Origin of the sequence: Chryseobacterium lactis (genome assembly GCF_003815875.1) — a bacterium.
GTDB classification, from domain to species: Bacteria; Bacteroidota; Bacteroidia; order Flavobacteriales; family Weeksellaceae; genus Chryseobacterium; species Chryseobacterium lactis.
This window is the reverse complement of the sequence record NZ_CP033924.1, coordinates 2,658,227-2,677,326: the sequence shown is the minus strand read 5'-3', so window position 1 is coordinate 2,677,326 and position 19,100 is coordinate 2,658,227. Positions and strand designations below refer to the sequence as shown.

Annotated in this window: 21 protein-coding genes; 10 read left to right on the top strand and 11 right to left on the bottom strand. The window is 36.5% G+C overall.

Annotated elements, in window-relative coordinates; genetic code table 11:
* Window positions 1–157: 157 nt before the first annotated feature.
* The 6 genes from EG342_RS11930 to EG342_RS11905 all read right to left on the bottom strand — a co-directional run bounded on the left by EG342_RS11930 (window position 158) and on the right by EG342_RS11905 (window position 5,586).
* Entirely contained in the window at window positions 158–1,669 is a 1,512-nt protein-coding gene (locus EG342_RS11930; protein WP_103290525.1) for a carboxypeptidase-like regulatory domain-containing protein, read from the bottom strand.
* 11 nt (window positions 1,670–1,680) lie between these two features.
* Window positions 1,681–3,045: a CsgG/HfaB family protein gene (locus EG342_RS11925; protein WP_103290527.1), complete on the bottom strand. Its 1,365-nt coding sequence runs from the start codon at window positions 3,043–3,045 to the stop codon at window positions 1,681–1,683.
* Window positions 3,046–3,068: 23 nt separating this feature from the next.
* A complete protein-coding gene (locus EG342_RS11920; RefSeq protein ID WP_103290530.1) occupies window positions 3,069–3,482 on the bottom strand; it encodes a curli production assembly/transport component CsgF in 414 nt (137 codons plus the stop codon).
* A gap of 11 nt (window positions 3,483–3,493) precedes the next feature.
* Window positions 3,494–4,225 carry a curli production assembly/transport protein CsgE gene (locus EG342_RS11915; protein WP_246008777.1) on the bottom strand — a complete coding sequence of 244 codons (732 nt, stop codon included), beginning with the start codon at window positions 4,223–4,225 and terminating at the stop codon, window positions 3,494–3,496.
* Between the two features lie 10 nt (window positions 4,226–4,235).
* A complete protein-coding gene (locus EG342_RS11910; protein WP_246008776.1) occupies window positions 4,236–4,634 on the bottom strand; it encodes a hypothetical protein in 399 nt (132 codons plus the stop codon).
* 133 nt (window positions 4,635–4,767) lie between these two features.
* Entirely contained in the window at window positions 4,768–5,586 is an 819-nt protein-coding gene (locus EG342_RS11905) for a hypothetical protein (protein WP_103290532.1), read from the bottom strand.
* Window positions 5,587–5,989: 403 nt separating this feature from the next.
* On the opposite strand from EG342_RS11905, the gene EG342_RS11900 reads away from it, so the two are divergent.
* The 4 genes from EG342_RS11900 to EG342_RS11885 are packed head-to-tail and all read left to right on the top strand — an operon-like array spanning window position 5,990 to window position 9,250.
* The gene (locus tag EG342_RS11900) at window positions 5,990–6,619 is read left to right on the top strand and encodes an NUDIX hydrolase (protein ID WP_103290535.1); all 630 of its coding nucleotides are present in this window, start codon (window positions 5,990–5,992) and stop codon (window positions 6,617–6,619) included.
* 27 nt (window positions 6,620–6,646) lie between these two features.
* Window positions 6,647–7,453 carry a lysophospholipid acyltransferase family protein gene (locus tag EG342_RS11895; protein WP_045493822.1) on the top strand — a complete coding sequence of 269 codons (807 nt, stop codon included), beginning with the start codon at window positions 6,647–6,649 and terminating at the stop codon, window positions 7,451–7,453.
* 15 nt (window positions 7,454–7,468) lie between these two features.
* A complete protein-coding gene (locus EG342_RS11890) occupies window positions 7,469–7,906 on the top strand; it encodes a hypothetical protein (protein ID WP_103290537.1) in 438 nt (145 codons plus the stop codon).
* A gap of 6 nt (window positions 7,907–7,912) precedes the next feature.
* The gene (locus EG342_RS11885; RefSeq protein ID WP_103290540.1) at window positions 7,913–9,250 is read left to right on the top strand and encodes a UDP-N-acetylmuramate--L-alanine ligase; all 1,338 of its coding nucleotides are present in this window, start codon (window positions 7,913–7,915) and stop codon (window positions 9,248–9,250) included.
* 152 nt (window positions 9,251–9,402) lie between these two features.
* Here the strand turns inward: EG342_RS11885 and EG342_RS11880 are convergent, their stop codons facing one another.
* Complete coding sequence (locus tag EG342_RS11880; protein ID WP_103290541.1) at window positions 9,403–10,464, bottom strand: NAD(P)H-dependent flavin oxidoreductase; 1,062 nt, start codon at window positions 10,462–10,464, stop codon at window positions 9,403–9,405.
* Between the two features lie 172 nt (window positions 10,465–10,636).
* Entirely contained in the window at window positions 10,637–11,512 is an 876-nt protein-coding gene (locus EG342_RS11875) for an aldo/keto reductase (protein ID WP_103290542.1), read from the bottom strand.
* A 1,002-nt stretch (window positions 11,513–12,514) separates the two neighbouring features.
* Here EG342_RS11875 and EG342_RS11870 point away from each other — a divergent pair.
* On the top strand, window positions 12,515–12,949 hold the full coding sequence (locus EG342_RS11870) for a GNAT family N-acetyltransferase (protein WP_103290544.1): 435 nt from the start codon (window positions 12,515–12,517) through the stop codon (window positions 12,947–12,949).
* Window position 12,950: 1 nt separating this feature from the next.
* Window positions 12,951–13,415, top strand: a complete 465-nt coding sequence (locus EG342_RS11865) for a GNAT family N-acetyltransferase (protein ID WP_103290546.1) — start codon at window positions 12,951–12,953, stop codon at window positions 13,413–13,415.
* Here the strand turns inward: EG342_RS11865 and EG342_RS11860 are convergent.
* Genes EG342_RS11860 through EG342_RS11850 form a run of 3 tightly spaced genes read right to left on the bottom strand, consistent with a single transcriptional unit; the run spans window position 13,395 to window position 15,612 of the window.
* Window positions 13,395–13,913, bottom strand: a complete 519-nt coding sequence (locus EG342_RS11860) for a GNAT family N-acetyltransferase (protein WP_103290548.1) — start codon at window positions 13,911–13,913, stop codon at window positions 13,395–13,397. The two genes, EG342_RS11865 and EG342_RS11860, sit on opposite strands and share 21 nt — an antisense overlap.
* Before the next feature lie 9 nt (window positions 13,914–13,922).
* On the bottom strand, window positions 13,923–14,825 hold the full coding sequence (locus EG342_RS11855; protein ID WP_103290549.1) for a LysR family transcriptional regulator: 903 nt from the start codon (window positions 14,823–14,825) through the stop codon (window positions 13,923–13,925).
* A 40-nt stretch (window positions 14,826–14,865) separates the two neighbouring features.
* The gene (locus tag EG342_RS11850; protein ID WP_103290552.1) at window positions 14,866–15,612 is read right to left on the bottom strand and encodes a metallophosphoesterase family protein; all 747 of its coding nucleotides are present in this window, start codon (window positions 15,610–15,612) and stop codon (window positions 14,866–14,868) included.
* Window positions 15,613–15,866: 254 nt separating this feature from the next.
* On the opposite strand from EG342_RS11850, the gene EG342_RS11845 reads away from it, so the two are divergent.
* From EG342_RS11845 to EG342_RS11830, 4 genes are all read left to right on the top strand, one after another.
* Complete coding sequence (locus tag EG342_RS11845) at window positions 15,867–16,484, top strand: NAD(P)H-dependent oxidoreductase (RefSeq protein ID WP_103290555.1); 618 nt, start codon at window positions 15,867–15,869, stop codon at window positions 16,482–16,484.
* On the top strand, window positions 16,481–17,365 hold the full coding sequence (locus tag EG342_RS11840) for an NAD-dependent epimerase/dehydratase family protein (RefSeq protein WP_103290557.1): 885 nt from the start codon (window positions 16,481–16,483) through the stop codon (window positions 17,363–17,365). The genes EG342_RS11845 and EG342_RS11840 overlap by 4 nt, the downstream gene beginning before the upstream one ends.
* 14 nt (window positions 17,366–17,379) lie before the next feature.
* On the top strand, window positions 17,380–17,670 hold the full coding sequence (locus EG342_RS11835; protein ID WP_103290560.1) for a putative quinol monooxygenase: 291 nt from the start codon (window positions 17,380–17,382) through the stop codon (window positions 17,668–17,670).
* Between the two features lie 312 nt (window positions 17,671–17,982).
* Complete coding sequence (locus tag EG342_RS11830) at window positions 17,983–18,966, top strand: aldo/keto reductase (protein ID WP_103290563.1); 984 nt, start codon at window positions 17,983–17,985, stop codon at window positions 18,964–18,966.
* Window positions 18,967–19,100: the final 134 nt, after the last annotated feature.

Here is a 19,100-nt window from a genome sequence, read left to right as displayed (position 1 = left end):
ATAGTCTGGAATTTTTTTTGACTGAACTAAAAAAATAAATGATAAGTGATAAGTGATAAGTGATAAGTGATAAATGATGAGTGACAACTTATTTACTTTTAAACCTTATACGAATCTATTATCTATTATCTATCATCTATCATCTATGTTTCCCTCATCATTCATAATCAGGCATTTCGCCGTTGGTAAATAACGAGTTTCGGGAAAGATCCGTCATATTGCTGTTAAGATCGATGACCATTATATTTTTCTGTGAAATATTATCATTTGAAGTGTTCATAAAGATCACCTGTGCATTGTTTGGAGAGAATCTCGGATCCAAATCGTTGGTACCCAAAGGTTTTTGACTTTCGGAAGAAATATCATAGACGGCATTAGTCGTCAGATTGTAAACGAAAATATGGGAGTCCAGCTGGCGATAATTTCCGCTTCCATCCTGATATCCTGAAACATCCCGGGTAAACAGAAGGAGCTGACCATCGACAGAGAAGTTTAAGCCTCCACTCGCTCCGGAATTTCCTGATGCTATTGTTTTAATAACATTTCCAGTGGTATCGATAACATAAATTTTGGTGTTGTATCCACTGTAATCATTGGTTTTCAATGCAATTTTACTTCCATCATAGCTCCAGTCGCATTCTGAAATCATACTCCCGTCAGGAGTAGCATAGACCTGCGTCAGGCCACTGCCATCCTTATTGATCCTATACAGCTTGTTGAAGTTGGCATACAGAAGTTCCTGTCCATTGGTACTCCAGGCAAAATCAACTTCATAATTATTAAAACCGGCAACCGGCACGGTTGTTACTTTAAAAGGATTGGAACCATCAGGATTGGCGGTGTAGAGATGCGTACTTCCTCCTTCTGTACGAAGAAATGCGATAAGCCCGGCATTGTTATTTTTCCTTGGCCTCCAGCTGTTGTAAGATGAGTTTGTCAATTGGAAATTATTTCCCTGCGCATCACTTGATATAATTACTAAATTGCCGTTCTGCTTCTGTACGTAATGATACCTGTTGGCTGGAACCGTATTGGTAGTAAATTTACCGGTAGAACTTAAAACTGGCTGGTGAATGCCGTCCGAAACAGACACCTGCCAGAAGTAACTTACACCAAACTTAAGATTTGAAAGCGTATAATGATTAGCCGTCAAATCATTCACCTGAATCACGTTAGTGTCAAGATTATTTTTAATTGCTACACTATATTTTAAAACATCTGTTGTATCAGGATCTGTGGCACTCCAGGTAAGTTCTACACTTAAAGGCTGGTTTACCGCATTGTCTATCGGACTGAGCAACTGCGGGGTCATGGGTGGAGAATTTAATGAAGTGTCATCATTCATTTCAAACACGACGGTTACCACCTGATTCTGATTTTGTATATTGACTGCCTGAAAATTGGTTAAATATCCGGAAAGTTCTGCTTTTACAGAATAATTCCCCACAGGCATTGCATCAATTTCAAATGAACCATCCGTACCGCTAAAAACAGTCTGTGTGGTAGGAGTGGTAAAGATTTTTACATTAGGGATCGGAACATTACTTCCTCTTTTTACGACTTTCCCTTTTAATATTCCTGTCTGAGCCTGCTCTACAAGGTCTTCATTACATGAAAACAGACAAAAAGCAAGAATGAATATGCTGATTAGGTTGATTAAAGTTTTCATAGCTCATGATTTTATTTGTTTCCAAGATAGAAGTTGATTCCCAGCGCAAACCGCAAAGCCTGATCTTTTCTTTTTCCGTTCACCAATCCTTCCCAGTCATCTTTAAATCCAAGATCGTATTGTGCCGACGCCCTTAATGAGACGTTATGGTCAATCATATACTCAAGTCCGCCTCCAAACTGACCTTTATACTGAGGTGTATATTTTGAATACATCGCCCCTATTCCACCATAGATATAAGGAGTAAGCCGGTATTTTGGAAGAAGCAGATATTCCAGATTGACTTCAGGTCCGAAATAGTTCCTTTTTATAATATTCTCATTTTCAAGGGTAAAATAACTTCCGTTAACCTCAACATTAAAATTAGGATTAAGAAAATATTTAAATCCCAACTTTCCACCGATATTCATTTTAGCGTTCACATAGTCATCCTTAACTTTTTGCGCTTCGACGTTACCAAAGACGGCAAACTTCTGTCTGTAATTCTGTGGAAATCTATTTCCAATGGCTCTTCCGTTATTCTGATCCTGTTCTTTATTATATTCATTGATTAAAGTCTGATAATCGGTTGTATTTTCAGCTGCTTTTCCCCAAATCTTATCCCTTACTCCTTCAACAATTAAGGATTTTACAGCTTTTTCAATCGCTTCGGTTACCGCCAGTTGTACAGGTTCATTTTGAGTTAAGCCTACTTCAGCTTCAAGCAGTCTTTCTGTGTCGATGTATCGGAAAAAGCTTCCGTTTACACTTGTAGAAAGGATTGTTTTGGAGGTATAAACTGTTTTTAGAATTTCGCCATTAAGAGTAGAAACGGCTCGAAGGTAAATGGTTATCCGATCCTGACGGTATTGGGTAGACGCTCCAATGCCGAAGTATCGGGCTCCCAATCCTCCGGTCATAATGTTGCTGTCATATGAAATGACACCGCCTTCAAGAAGAATTCCGGCGTATAAAAGTGGAGGTAGCGACTGGGTATTTTTATCAGCGTCTTTATTATATTCCTGTCTTGTGGAACGGATGATTTGCCTTTCATTAAGGAGATTGGCAATATTTTCTCTTTCAATCGGAATAAACCATCGGCTGTCTTCCAGCGCCTTGATAAGAATGGTGGTGGTTCCCTGCGGCACAGCTGTACTCCAGTTGTTACCGTTCTCAGAAGGTTTATATTGTCCCGTTTGATCTCTGAATTTGTAGACTCCTATGACAATTTTTTCTTTGGGAAGCGGAAGATTTTTGAGTTCCGTGGTAGAAGGTGTGGTTTCTCCCATTGTCGATTTTTCAGGATCGGAAGGGAGACCAAAGATTGAACTGCACGCCTGCATAATACTCAGCAGAACAGTACAGAAAAAAATTCTGGTGTAAGTGTAAGTTCTCATGATAAGTTTGGTTTTAGTTATTTTTATTTTGGAATTACGATCTCGGACTGATCGCCTGTGCTGGTATCCAAAATATTTATCAAAAGTCCCTGATTGGTCGTTGTAATCTGAAGGTAAAGTGATCCGAAAAGATAATTTCCGGGTTTTATACTTTGGCCAGATCCAAACTGGTCTTCAAACAATTTCCTGGAAAGCTCACTCAATATCTGCCTGTTGAGGCTTTGGGTAAAACTGTCTAGCGAATTCATATTATTTAGAAGACTGCTGTAATCTTTTTTTTCAGCAAATTGATTTTGTGCATTGGCTGAGCTTAAAAGCCATTGGTAATTAAAAGTATCTCCTCCGAATGCCGGGTTGATAGGTTTATAAACCAGCTGCTGGGATTTTCCGAAGAAAATACCTGCCATAAAGCTCAAAATGATGATACATGTTTTCATGGCTGATTTTTTTAATAGATAAATTCATTTTTAATAAGGTTTTTCCTGGCATTAAATTCTTTGATATATTTTAAGCTGGCTGCCAGCTGTTCCTGCAGGTAATCGTCACTTGGATTGGTCATAAAACTGTAGATGATTTTATCATCAATCTGAATGTTTATCTGACCGCTCGTACCGCGAAGTGGAAGTTCTGAAATCGTAATAGCACTGCTGCTTTTATCTGGAAGCTGACTGTATTGAATATAAAACAGATCGTAAAAATCTTTTCCTACTTTGGTTTTGGTGTCATCAATAGTAAGTCCTTTTAATTCAAAAACAGCGTCCTCTTCTACTTTGGCTACTTTCTTTTTAAAAAGATCGTTATTCAATTCCAGGCTATCTTTTGCGATTAACTTTTGGGTTTCTTCGTCCTTGATATACAGAAAAGCCTTAAGAGCGTCCTTTGAGCCAAGATTCACATTAATCTCTGACAAGACTTTTACTTCGCTGGGATTAACTGAGAATTTTCCGCTTTGCCGGTTATTGGAAAGATTTCCATCATTGCTTTTTTTTATGGCGATCAGTAGATAATTTAATTCTTTATAAACAGCAGTATTATTCACGATGACAGCCTTTAGCTTTATTTGATTTTCAAGAATACTTTTCTCTATTCTTGCATTTACTTTCTTCTCTTCTTGTCCGTAAACCAGTACAGACAAGAAGATGAAAAAAGTGTACAGGCCTTTGGGATATGATAATTTCATCACTTGTGCTTTAATAATTTCTCATGAAAACTGTTTTGTTATCCCCTTTTACATTGATCTGTAATCCTTCTGAAATACTGTTACTGCCCGTAATATCGATGATATTGTTATTTCCTTGCGCAGTAATGTTTGATTTCGTCTCTTTATCAGTAAATGAATTGTTAAAATACAGTGCATTATAATCTCCCAACTGCTTTACATTAATATTTGTTTTAGCATTCAAAGAAAGATCTGCTGTATTATAATCACCCATCTGAATCACATTGGAATAAGTATCCTGATCTGTAATCTGCCTGCCCATCATATTGAAGATTGTATTGCTATTGATCTTATCCCAATCAATCTCTTGTGCATATAAAGGCTTTGTTACCATAAGAAGAATAAAAATTCCCCATTTTAAGTAATCCATGACATTGGTTTTATTTAAATATATTCATCAAAAGGTGGGATCTGAAACTCCTGATGCAATAGTCTTTGTCGTTAAAAAAGGAGAAACCCTGTCGTTTCTCCTTTCATTTCAAGATTTACAGTATGAGATCAAACTAGTTGGATTGAGTCACTACCATTGAATTTCCATTTCCCATTTGTGTTCCTACGTGAATATGAGAATCACCGGTTTGAGTTACCCAGGTAAAGTTATTATTACCCATTTGAACATCGATTGCTGTATTGGAGTTTCCAATCTGGAATTGATACAACTGATTGCTGTTTCCTGTCTGTAACCCCATAGAAGTATTATCGTTTCCTATCTGAAGGGCACCTGCAATATTATTATCTCCTACCTGAGCATTGCTTGCACTGTTGTCATTACCATCCTGATATTGTACCAACAGGTTAGCATTTCCTACCTGAAGTCCGTTTGCATCATTTCTTCGTCCGAACTGGCTTTGATAAGTGATATTACCATTACCTAGCTGAATTGCGGAAGCATCATTTCTTCTTCCGTCCTGATACTGAGTAACCGCGTTACCAATACCAAGCTGTACTGAAGAAACTGTATTTCGTCTTCCGATCTGAGTTTGTTCAGTAGAGTTGAATGCTCCAAGTTGCCAGGTAGTAGCAGAGTTTCTGTTTCCTTGTTGGCTTACATTATTGGAGTTCCCTAACCCAATCTGATCTACATCAATAGAGTTTCTATTTCCTATACTTTCTGCTGTATTAACGTTTAAAACACCCACCTGGTCAATGTCTGCCGTATTACGGTTTCCATTCTGTGACAAAGTGTTGATATTCAAAAGACCTGTCTGATCTACAGTAGCAGTATTTAAGTTTCCGATCTGAGCTGTCATATCAATATTGAATTGAGCAAAGCCGAAACTCATGGCCAGTAGTGTAAATACACCTGCAAATAAATTTTTCATTTTGGTAAAAATTAATTGGTTAATAGTGAGACAAAGGTAGATGCTGCCATAAAGTGAAAAACCACCACCACAGTGTAAATTTTAAAAATCATGGTTTACCGTTCTGAAAGTCACCATTTATGGTATCGGTTACATCACGGCATTCAGTTACGTGAAAATACGGTACTGAAATAATAGTCAAAACAGGTTTACCTTTCTATTACTGAATAAAGTTGAAGGTTGGTATTTATCAGTGAATGGTGAATAGTTAATCCGCGGCGTTTGGCACTTAAGCACATGCCAGTAATTCACTATGCATTGAACAGACAAAATCAATATTAGCTTAGTGTCTTTCGACCACATCACATAGGTTAATTAATGTTAAGCTCCTTATTTCTTCAAGATATATTGTTAAATTTGAGCTATGGAAAATTTTGGAAAAGATTTATTAAGAAAAATAAAAAGTGTAGAACTCCCCGGGGAACATGCCCATGGAGTATTTTCACCTCCGTACCGACCTGTTTTTACTTATGAAGAAGTACTGAAAAAAAATCCCAAGTTTGCTGCTGTCAATATTGTATTATATATCAAAGACAATGAGTGGTATTTTCCTTTAATTCAAAGAACGATTAATGAGCACGACAGACATAGCGGGCAAATTTCATTACCTGGAGGAAAACGTGAAGAGATGGATCAGGATTTTGCTGAAACGGCAATCCGCGAAACCTCTGAAGAAATTGGTATTGATAAACATTATTTAAGAATTATCAGAGAGGTATCTCCGATCTATGTTCCGCCAAGCAATTTTTATGTATACCCTTACATTTCGTATACTACAAAGAATCCGACTTTCGTTCTTCAGCAAAGTGAAGCTGTGGAAGTCATTGAATTTCCTATTACTTCTTTCCTGAATTTATCAGACAGTCCGGAAATTATGGCACTTCCGAGTGCCGGAGGAAAAGAAGTCCCTGTTATCAATTTCAATGGATATATTATCTGGGGCGCCACAGCAATGATATTAAGTGAATTCAGCCAGTTGCTGAAAAAAATGTAACTTTGCACTACCGTGTTTAATTAAGAAATGGCGAAGAAAAATATTTTCACCGATGCATTCGGAACACCTTATTTTTTAAAAAGGTTTATTATTTTCATTTTAGGAGTAGTATCGTACAGAAGGTTCAATGGCTTTAATAAACTAAAAATAACCGGAACAGAACATCTTGTGGATCTTCCGGATTCCAATGTATTGTTTGTTTCTAATCATCAGACCTACTTTGCGGATGTAGCAGCAATGTACCACGCATTTTGTGCCGTAAACAATGGGTATTTAAATACCATTAAAAATCCTATCTATCTGCTGAACCCTAAAATCGATTTTTACTATGTCGCAGCAGAAGAAACCATGAATAAAGGTATTCTTCCTAAAATCTTCAAAATTGCAGGAGCTGTAACAGTGAAAAGAACCTGGAGAGCAGAAGGTAAAAATGTCAACAGAATGGTGGATATGAGTGAGGTGGATAATATCATGAAGGCATTGGATAATGGCTGGGTAGCAACTTTCCCTCAGGGAACTACGTCAGCATTTGCTCAGGGAAGACGAGGTACTGCCAAATTGGTAAAAAACCAACGTCCTATTGTGATCCCGATCAAAATTAACGGATTCAGAAGGGCTTTTGATAAAAAAGGACTCCGTGTGAAGGTAACCGGTGTAAAACCTACCATGGAATTTAAGGCTCCTTTGGATATTGATTATGATAATGAAAAAGCACCGGAAATTTTATTGAAAATCATGACTGCCATTGAGCAGACTGAAGATTTCAATGTATTACACAATTATGATGAAGAACTTAAAGCTAAAAAATTAGAACAAAAGGACTCAAATAATTAAAGACAATTAAAAATTATGAAAAGAATAATAGGAATCTTATTCGCTATCATAGTATTAGTTTCATGCAACAGCCAAAAAGTATATTCGGATTTTGATATCAGTTATTCGAAAAGTGGAGGCTACGCTCCTGTTTACGAAAATCTTTTGATTAAAGGTAACAATGCACACTACTCCTTTGAAGGACAAGGAAAAAAATACAGACAGGATTTCAAAGTTTCTGATGAAGATTTAAAGAAGCTGGATCAGACGCTTTCACAGAATAATTTCAGAAGGATACAGGAAGATCATAAAAAGCTTTATGATAATATTTCTACTTCCATCAACATCAAAAAAGGTCCTAATGAAGGAAGTAAGAGTGATGCCAGTCTGATGACAGCAAATTATCAGACCAATTGGAACAATATTCTTGAAGCCTTCCAGCAGATCATTAATACTAATGTTAAAAAACAGTAAATACAATTGAAAACCCACTTCATTGCCATTGGCGGAAGCGCCATGCATAATCTTGCGATTGCATTAAAAGATAAAGGATATCAGGTTACAGGTTCAGATGATGCTATTTTTGAGCCTTCAAAATCAAGGTTAGAGAAAAAAGGAATTCTACCTCAGGAAATGGGCTGGTTTCCGGAAAAAATCACACAGGATATTGACGCTGTTATTCTTGGAATGCATGCTCACCAGGATAATCCGGAATTGGCAAAGGCAAAAGAACTGGGATTGAAAATATATTCCTATCCTGAATTTTTGTATGAGCAATCCAAAAACAAAACCCGGGTAGTGATCGCAGGTTCTCATGGTAAAACAACCATTACCTCAATGATCCTGCATGTCTTGAATTTCCATCAAAAAGATGTGGACTTCATGGTAGGGGCACAGCTAGAAGGTTTCGACTGTATGGTAAAACTTACTCAGGATAATGATTTTATGGTATTGGAAGGAGACGAATATCTGTCTTCGCCTATTGACCTTCGTTCAAAATTCTTGTTGTACCAACCGAATATCGCTTTAATGAGTGGTATTGCCTGGGATCACATTAATGTTTTCAAAACATTCGACGATTATATTGAACAGTTCAGAAAATTTGTTGCAAGCATTACTGCAGGTGGTGTTTTGGTCTATAACGAAGAAGATCCTGAAGTGGTGAAGGTAGTGGAAAATGCTGAAAATTATTTCAGAAAGATCCCTTACAAAACTCCTGAATATGAAATTAACAACGGAAAAGTCTATTTAAAAACTGAAATGGGTGACGTACCTCTTTCCGTTTTTGGGGCGCATAACCTGTTAAATCTGGAAGGAGCAAGACATATCTGCCGACAATTGGGGATTATGGACGAAGATTTCTATGAAGCTATTATGAGTTTCAAAGGAGCTTCCAAACGTCTTGAAAAGGTAGAAAGAGAAGATAAAGGAACACTTTATAAAGATTTTGCTCATGCTCCCAGCAAAGTAAAAGCAGCAGTAAAGGCATTCGTTGAACAATTTAAAAACGAAAAAAAATACGGTTTCCTCGAGCTTCATACCTATTCCAGCTTAAATCCTGTCTTTTTAGAGCAGTATGACCATGCGATGGATGGTTTAGATGAAGCAATAGTTTTCTATTCTGAAGATGCATTGAAGATCAAAAGAATGGAACCTATATCTCCTGAGTTTATCAAAGAAAAATTCAAAAACGAGAATTTAAAAGTATTCACCAATGCTGAAGATCTTCATGCCTACTGGAATACGTTGGATAAAGCCAATGGTGTTTATTTAATGATGAGTTCCGGAAACTTTGGAGGACTGGATCTGACCAAGTAATTTCAAATCTGAGAATAGAGTAATTGATATCAGATTATAGATAAAAATAAACACTCCTTTCAGGTTGAAGGGAGTGTTTGTTTTTAATTGTTTTGTATAAGAAAATGAAACTCGTTTCAGCAGTCTGATTCCCATGCATAAATCTTTCGATCTTAGTTTTCTTCTGCCTGATTAATTAGATTCCTCAGTATTTCCTCTGTAGAAAGCTCACTATAATGATGAATCGACTGCCCTGCCCACAATCCTACAAAATCGACATTCTGCTGAGATTTAGCAGCTTTACGTAATCCGTTGGTCAGCTTATTCTGATACGGATAAGGTAAAATATATTCCGAATTTTCAACTTTTTCAATAAATTTATTCTTTACTCCTCTTGCATATCGCCCGGAAAAGCTTTTTGTTAAAACAATTTCATCCTCGTTTACATTTTTAAGCCTCTCTTTTTCAAAAGGTTCTAAAGCACTTTCCTCAGAAGCTAAAAGAAGATTGCCCACCTGGAATCCCTGGGCACCCAAATCTTTTACGGCCTGCAAAGTCTTTGCATTGTAAATTCCTCCCGCATAAATCAACGGAACTGCTACCTGCTCGTAAACCTGTGATAATAATGAAAGACCTCCGATTTGCAGAACATGATTTGGATCAAAAGTTCCCCTATGTCCACCGGCCTCTGTTCCCTGAACACAAATCATATCAATTCCTGATTCTTCAAGGATTAAAGCCTCTTTTACAGAAGTACACGTTCCTATCAGCGTAACTCCATTTTCTTTCAGCTTCTGTATACTTTTTCCATCAAGATTTCCAAAGGTGAAGCTTACAATCTTACCATTTTCCCGGATAATTGCATCAATCAGCTCATGATAACCGTTTACTTTTATATCTTCAAAATAAGGAAGGCTGACCTCAATATTATTTTCTCTGGCCAACTGTTCTAAAAATGTCCTGACCTTTACAAATTTCTCTTTTAAAGCTGATGTTACAACAGGAATCTCATGGGCAAAAATATTGATTGCAAAAGGTTGATTCGTTAGTTTCTTAGTTTCTCTGATTAATTTAATACATTCATCCGCTGAAAGATCAGCTAAAGCCAAAGATCCCAGACAGTCTGCTTTTGCCGCTGCTGCGACCATCTGTGGCGTACTCACTCCAAACATCGGAGCCTGAATTAAGGGATATCGTATTCCTAATTTTTTACTGATTGTATCCGGCCAAAACATAAGAATTATTTTAATTAAAAAGTTACGAATAAACGGATAATACTATTCTCTCATCAGCATGATATTGCTCACAAAGAGTATTTATAATGAAAATCCCGCAGATTACACAAGTTTTACAGACCAAAAATCTGTCATTTGTGAAATCTGCGGGAGATATATCATTGGCTTAGATTTAAATATCTGCTACGGAATTAAGCATTTTCTGTTCCCATTCCGGGTCTTTCGGATCAAAGAATAATCTTTTTCCTGTATCTAAAGAACGTACCGCATTCATCTCATCTTCTGTCAGCTCAAAATCAAATACATTAAAGTTTTCTTCAATTCTGGACGGTGTTACTGATTTTGGGATTACCACAAAACCTTCCTGCAGATGCCATCTTAAAATCACCTGAGCAACCGTTTTACCATATTTTTCAGCAATCGCCTTTAATGAATCATTAGCCAAAAGGTTGGCATTTCCATTCCCAAGCGGACTCCATGGCTGTGTTACGATATTGTTTTCTCTGTCATATACCTGAAGCTCCTTCTGTTGAAATACAGGATGCAGCTCAATCTGGTTGATCACTGGTAAAACCTTTGAATTCGCTTTTAGCTCCTCCAATTTCTCAATGGTAAAGTTACAAACCCCTATCGCTTTTATTTTCCCTTCCTGATTCAATTCTTCTAAAGCCTTCCATGTTCCTAAAAAGTCACCGTAAGGCCAATGAACAAGGTACATATCAAGATAATCCATCTGTAATCTGTCCAGTGTTCTTTGAAATGCACTTTTTGTTTTTTCATATCCGTGATCCTGAACCCAAACCTTAGAAGTAATAAACAACTCATCTCGGTCTACTCCACTATTCTTCACAGCAGCCCCCACAGCAGTTTCATTCTGATAAATCGCCGCAGTATCAATCATTCTGTACCCCGTCTGAATTGCTTTAACAACTGCTTCCTCACATTCTTTCAGGTTTTCCATCTGCCAGACACCAAATCCCAAAGCCGGAATATCTATTCCATTATTTAAAGTAACTACAGGCTGCCCTGCATAGATTTTCTTTTGCATACCTCTTTATTTTATGATTATTATATAATATTCAAACAAATTTGCAACAAAAATTCGGAATTTTCGCCTAGCAATTTTACTGATTCTGTTAAAAAAATGTTATTTAACAGGCCTTTTGAAGTATTGATTTTTTGAGATTATAAAGTATTGGAAAAATGCTGAGACGCAAGTTCTTTTTCCGTTCAACTCTTTTTAAGGCGCTAGGATTTTATCTGCGATAAAATTGAATTTTGTTAATTATTTCATCTCACGCTGATTTTGCAGATTACGCTGATTTTTTTATTTATCTGCTTAATCTGCCTGATCTGCGAGAAACTTTAATCAGTATGCATTTCCATCGTGCTGAAAATCTTGATTTTCTTGCGCCTTAAAAACTGGATAATGTTGTTAATCCTTTGCGACTTAGCGTTTACCAACAAATGTGATAAAGTTCATTGGGATAGTGCAATTCATTTTTTAAGTTTTGGCTAAAGCCAATGGATGGGGCTATTAAAGAAAGCGGACTAAAGTCCGCTCCTATTCAATTTTGTTACCGTGTTTTATCTCACGCTGATTTTACAGATTACGCTGATAGATAAAAAATCTGCGTAATCTGCGAGAAATTTTAATCAGTATCTATTTCCATCTTTGCTGAAAATCTTGATTTTCTTGCGCCTTAAGAACAGAATAATGTTTTTAATTCTTTGCGACTTAGCGTTTACCAACAAATGAGATAAAGTTTATTGAAATAGTGCAATTCATTTTTTAAGTTTTGGCTAAAGACAATGGATAGGTTTATTAAAGAAAGCGGACTAAAGTCCGCTCCTATTGAATTTTGTTACCGTTTTTTATCTCACGCTGATGTTGCAGATTACGCTGATAGATAAAAAATCTGCGTAATCTGCTTGATCTGCGAGAAAACTTAAGCATATCGTTACATCTTTATCTCCTTGCGTTCTGACAACGCATTACAAACTTTTTTTCCTACTTCTAATTTTCTATTTTTGCTTAAAATTTTAAATCATGCCACACCAGATCAGACTTGCCACCGCCGAAGATTACCCAAGGATTATGGAAATTTGGGAATCTGCAGTCCAAGCTACTCACGATTTCCTTGCTGAAGAGGATTTTAATTACTTTAAAGAAGCTATCCCAAGAGATTATCTGCCCAATCTGGAGGTTTATCTGATTACCGAAAATAATGATGCTAAGGGATTTGCTTCAGTAGCTGAAGGCAACCTGGAAATGCTCTTTATCCACAACGACATGCGTGGAAAAGGTTATGGAAAGGAACTTTACCTATTTATGAAAGAACAAACAGGTCTTACCAAAGTAGATGTCAACGAGCAAAACCCACAAGCGATCGGATTCTACGAAAAAATGGGTTTCACAAAAGTAGGAAGATCTGAAAAAGACGGCTCCGGGAAAGACTATCCACTTATTCACATGAGTTTGTAAAATGGAAGAATTGACCTTCAAAAAAATAGATTCCGGTTCAGAAATACCTTATGAATTACTTCTGTTGGCGGATGAAACTGCTGAAGCTATTGACCAATATATCTTTAATTCTGATATTTATCTTTTGGTTGATGGTAAGCAAAAAGTTGCAGTCATGGCTTTATATAAAAATAGCGATATTGAACTGGAAATCAAAAATATCGCTGTTATTGAAGCCTATCGTAGTAAGGGAATCGGAAGTATTTTAATTCAAAAAGCAAAGGAAATTGCGAAAGAAAATCATTATAAAACAATGACTGTCGGAACTTCAGATACCGGATTTCAGCAAATCAGGTTTTATGAGAAAAACGGTTTCATTAAAAAAGGGATACGTAAAAATTTCTTTGTAGAAAATTACCCATCTCCGATTTATGAAAACGGGTTGCAGATGCGGGATATGATTATTTTAGAATATACTTTGTTTTGATTTTTCAATGCTATAAATTACTCCTTTTTGTCCGTCAAAATCAAATTCTTTATCGAAAATAAGACCTAGCTTTTGTAATACCTTTATGGAAGCTATATTTTCAGACATTGCTCTTCCAACGATCTTTTTAAGATGTAGCTGATCAAATCCGTATTTCAGACAGGCTGCAGCACTTTCTGTTGCCAACCCTCTGCCCCAGTTTCTTTCAAAAAATCTGAACCCAATATCTGTTTCATCCTTAGATGTATCATATTTTAATCCACACCATCCCAGAAACTCAGTGTTTGATTTATCAATAACAGCCCATCTTCCATATCCATTCTCCCTATAATCTTTATAGTTTTGCAGAAAAATCAGTGCTTCTTCCACATTCCCAAAAGGTAAATCACCTGTATATTGTATTACATTGGGGTTTGTATTAAGTTCATAAAAATGATAAGCATCTTCAATAGTTAACTCTCTCAATAAGAGCCGGTCAGTTTCTAATATTTTCTTCATAATAATGATTTAATGTTTACCCATCACCTTGCGAAATAACCCTTTAATATGTTCTATTTCCGTTTGATAATTCGTATTTTTTCTACATCCGAAATAAAGTGTATTTTCCAGCTTTTTCTTCCCTTCCCAAATCAGTTTAACATCACCACCTTCTATGTCACTTTTGCATAGAAAATCAGGAACAACAGCCAATCCTGTCCCACCTTTCAGGCAGCGGATGATTGAATTCATGTTCGGAACAATATAATTGGGACGAAAATTGGGTTTATGCCCAAAATTCAATATCCAGAACTGAAAAAGATGCTCCATATCTCCTGTTGTTCCATACCATTTTTCATTCTTTAGCCATTCTTCTATTTGCTCTGTGTCTTTTGTTTTTAAAATTTTATTGAAAGCGGCTTTATCAACGTCCTTTCCACCTACCAGAATAATCTGCTCTGAAGAAAATGCTTCATGTTGTATATTGGGTGAAGAGCCTTTTTTAGGTGTAATGATCAGATCCAGAATTCCCTTGTCCAATTGATCCAGCATTTCCGGATATTCTCCAAAACTGATAATCAGGTTGAAAGGTAATGTTGAAACATATTGCTCCAAAGTAGTCTGAAAGGTTTCAAAACACATCCCAACGCTAATCGTCGGAGTATGTTTCTCCGTTGACTTCTGAAAATTCTTTTCCACATCTTCCAGTTTGGTAAGAGGCTCCGCCACAGCATTAAATAATACTTTTCCTCTTTCTGTCGGAATCATTTTTCTTCCCGTTCTGTCAAACAGTTTATATCCTACATAAGCTTCCAGCGAACTTAAATGAAGACTTACCCCAGGCTGCGATATAAATAAAGAATCTGCAGCTCCGGTAAGGGTTCCTGTTTTATATATGGCTTTAAAAGTACGGTACCATTCTAAATTAACCATAATTTAAGTATTAATATTATAATACAAAATTACAAAATAATTACAATACTGATATTATTTCATTTCTTAAAAAAGAAGCATAATAATCTGGAATTCCACTTTTCTCAATCTGGCAGGCAGTTTCTTCGAGCGGATAATTTAATTGTACAATTTCAGGAGTGATCTTATTTTCATCTAACTTCAAAATAAGATAAGAGGCCAGACGATTTTCTTCTTTTGAACGTCCCACGGAACCACAATTGATGGCCCATTTCTCATTTTCAAATTGTTTTTTAAATGAAAGATGAGTATGCCCCATGACAATTACATCAGACTTTGAATCTTCCAGCATAGCATTAAAAACCTCATTATTTTCCGATTCGTACAGATAGGTGTCATTACTATCCAGACTGGAATGAACCAACTGAATATTCCAGTGTTTACCACCAATTTTGTAATTCAACCTCAGATGAAATGGTAACCCGGAAAGAAATTTTTTATTCTCCCCGGTAATATGTTTTTTAGAATGGCCTATGGCAAGAAATCTTGCCTGAGTTTCTTCCTTAGAATGCTTGGACAAAGGAACAACAGGAATATCGAAAGCAATTCTTTCATCATGGTTTCCCAGTAAACAGGGAATATTTAAATCTCTGATTTTCTCTATTACCTCATTGCCCCATGGTGCAAAATCAACCAGATCACCCAGGCAGAACCTCTGACTAATTCCTCTTTTCTCTATATCCTTCAACACAGAATCCAATGCAGGAAGATTACCATGTACATCACTAAAAATCGCTATCTGAATCATTGTCCTTCAATTTGTTAAACAAATGTACATGACAGAAGTCAAAATAAATTGACCGGGAATATGATATTTAACCATAAAAAGGGAATTTTTAGTACATATTTAAATGGAGAGTTAAGACAATGTCAGTAAATATTAACCTCAAAATTTGAATTTATAACTATAATTATTCTGATAGTTTACTATAATTTATACTATTTTTATTATACAAAGATCCCTCCTAACTTTGCAGAGTAAAATTTAAACAATCATAAAAAATGAAAAAAGTACTTATCATCAACGGTGGACAAAATTTTGGACATTCAGGAGGAAAATATAATGAGACTATTACAGAAAATACGATAAATGTTCTTAAAGAATTTGAAAACGTAGAAGTAAAGATCACGAATGTGAGCGAACATTACGATAAAAATGAAGAGGTTCAGAAATTTGTCTGGGCAGATTATATTATTTACCATACTCCGATCTGGTGGTTCCAGCTTCCCAATGGGTTAAAGAAATATATTGACGAAGTTTTCACAGCCGGACATGCAAAAGGAATTTATATGAGTGACGGAAGAAACGCTGCAAATCCTGAAATTAATTATGGTACAGGAGGAATGCTTGGAGGAAGAAAATATATGTTGACAACAAGCTGGAACGCTCCTGCAACGGCCTTCACTTTACCCGGAGAGTTCTTCAATGAAAAAAGTGTAGATGATGGACCATTATTTGGATTCCATAGAATGAACGCCTTCGTTTCTTTAGAAAAAATGAAAAGTTTTCATTTCCATGATGTGGAAAAAAATGCCAATATAGAACGTGACATGAAACTTTACAGAGATCACGTAAGAAACGTATTCGAAAAGGAATTTAAACCAGAATTTGTATCATGAAAAAAATATTAATCACAGGAGTTACCGGGTATATCGGAGGTACCATTGCCCAGAAATTACTTAAAAAGAATTATAGTGTAAAAGGTTTGATCCGCAACGAAAACCAGGCAGAAGCATTGAAACTATTAGGAATCGAACCCATTGTAGGAAGTATTCATGATGAAATATTTTTAAAAGAAGCTGTTGCAGATGTTGATGCGGTGATGCACAATGCCGATTCAGCGGATGATGCCTATGCAGCAGACAGTTTTGTGAATATATTACAAAATACCGGCAAAACACTGATCTTCACTTCAGGATCTGCCATTTTTGGAGGGAAAGAAAACGGAGAAGGCAACAATTTTGTTTTTACAGAGGACATCCCCCTCAATCCAAGACTGGAAATGGCTTCCAGAGTTTTGATTAATGAGTATATTCTTCAGTCTTCCCAAAAGAATATCAGAAGTATTGTGATTGTACCTACGATGGTATATGGAGAAGGTTTAGGACTGAAAAAAGACAGCATCCAGATTCCTGCCCTGCTCAATTTTTCAAAAGAAAAAGGGCACGGTGTATTTTTTGGAAAGGGCGAAAACATCTGGTCGAATGTACATATTGAAGATCTGGCGGATCTGTATGTTCTGGCTTTAGAAAAAGCACAGGCAGGCTCACTTTATTATGCGGAAAATGGCTCCTCTACCTTAAAAAATATTGCAGAAAATATGAGTAAGAAATATGACTTGCAACCCGCCCGTTCATTAAATGTACAGGAAGCGGTAAACAGATTCGGGCCTGCAGGCGGGTATTTTGGTTTTGCCTCAAACAGTTTGTGCAGCGCTAGCAAAGCAAAAGAAGAACTGGGATGGAACCCTCAATATGACTCCATTGAAACATTTATTTAATAGATTATTTAAGTATGAAAATTCACCTTACAGCAATTATTAAAGCTAAACAGGAACATCAGGCAGAAGTCTTTGAAGTTCTTCAGAATATGGTAAAAGAAACGAGAAAAGAAGAAGCGTGTGAGCTCTATAATCTTCATCAGGGAATTGAGAACAAAAATCAATTTGTTTTCTACGAAATCTGGAAAAACGAACAAGGATTGGCTCAGCACAATCAGCAACCCTACATCCAGGCTTTTGGAGCTTTGGTAGATGAAAAACTTCAGGAAAAACCACAAATTTATACGACGCATATCATTGAGTGATTACAGGCCGCAATCCGCTAAGAGCGCTGGTGAAGCAATTTTAAAAGAATTAAATAACGAATAAATTTTTTAACCACAAATTTTCAGATACTTTAAGTACAGAAAAGTTATAATAAAGACTGTGTAGAAGAATACTAAAGTTCCTTACAACTCAAAAAGCCCCTTACAAATCTCACCATTGAAACGAGGAGAATTCCCCTTCTCCGGAGGGGTGGCGAAAATTCAAAGAATTTTTGACGGGGTGGTTTACAAAATATCTACAGTATTTTTCATGTCTTTCGTGGTTTAACACATCATAAATTTTAAAACAAAATGGAATACAGAACATTAGGAAACACCGATCTTGAACTATCCGTTATTACCCACGGCGCCTTTGCTATCGGCGGGAATATGTGGGGTGGAAATGAGAAAAAAGATTCCATCGACTCTATCCACGCTTCATTAGATTATGGAGTAACATCTATTGATACCGCACCATTTTATGGTTTCGGACTGAGTGAAGAAATGATCGGGGAAGCAATCAAAGGAAAAGATCGATCAAAAATTCAGTTATTAACTAAATTCGGGTTGGTCTGGGATGGAAGCAACAATGGAAAAGGAGAATTTTTCTTTGATGCTGAAGACGAAGGAAAAGCTATTCCGGTTTATAAATTCGCTTCTAAGGAAAATATCATCAAAGAAGTTGAAGAAAGCTTAAAAAGATTGGGTACTGATTATATTGACCTGCTACAACTTCACTGGCCGGACAGTACAACACTCATCAGCGAGACTATGGAAGCCATGGAGCTATTAATCCAGCAGGGAAAAATCCGTGCTGCAGGAGTAAGCAACTACAGCGTAACTCAAATGGAGGAGGCAAGTAAAACGCTGCAATTAGCCAGCAATCAGGTTTCTTACAGTATGCTGAACCGTGCCATAGAAAATGATCTTGTCCCTTATTCTTTAGAAAATAATTCAGGAATCATTGTGTACAGCCCGATGGAAAGAGGTCTTTTAACAGGTAAATATTTCAAAGAAACCCAATTAAAGGATAATGACCACAGAAATGGCTATTTCTCCCAGTTTGATTTGAATAAAGTAAAAACTTTCTTGGAAAAAATTGAGCCTATCGCTCAGGAAAAAGGAGCCAGCTTATCTCAACTGGTCCTTCGATGGACAACCCTTCAACCTGCAATAACCGTTGTATTAGCAGGAGCTAGAAATGCTCAACAAGCGATTGAAAATGCAAAAACAATGGACATCAATATCTCTCAGGAAGAATTGAACTTTATCAACTCTGCCTTGAACGAGATTTAGGATAAAGCTGGAGGCTGGAAGTAATATCAGTGTATTTCTTTTAATTCAAATTAAATAAATATAGTCTTCTTTACCTATTAGAAGTTAAAAAGGAATAGAACTCAATACTCAGAATGTAAGATATTGACCTCACT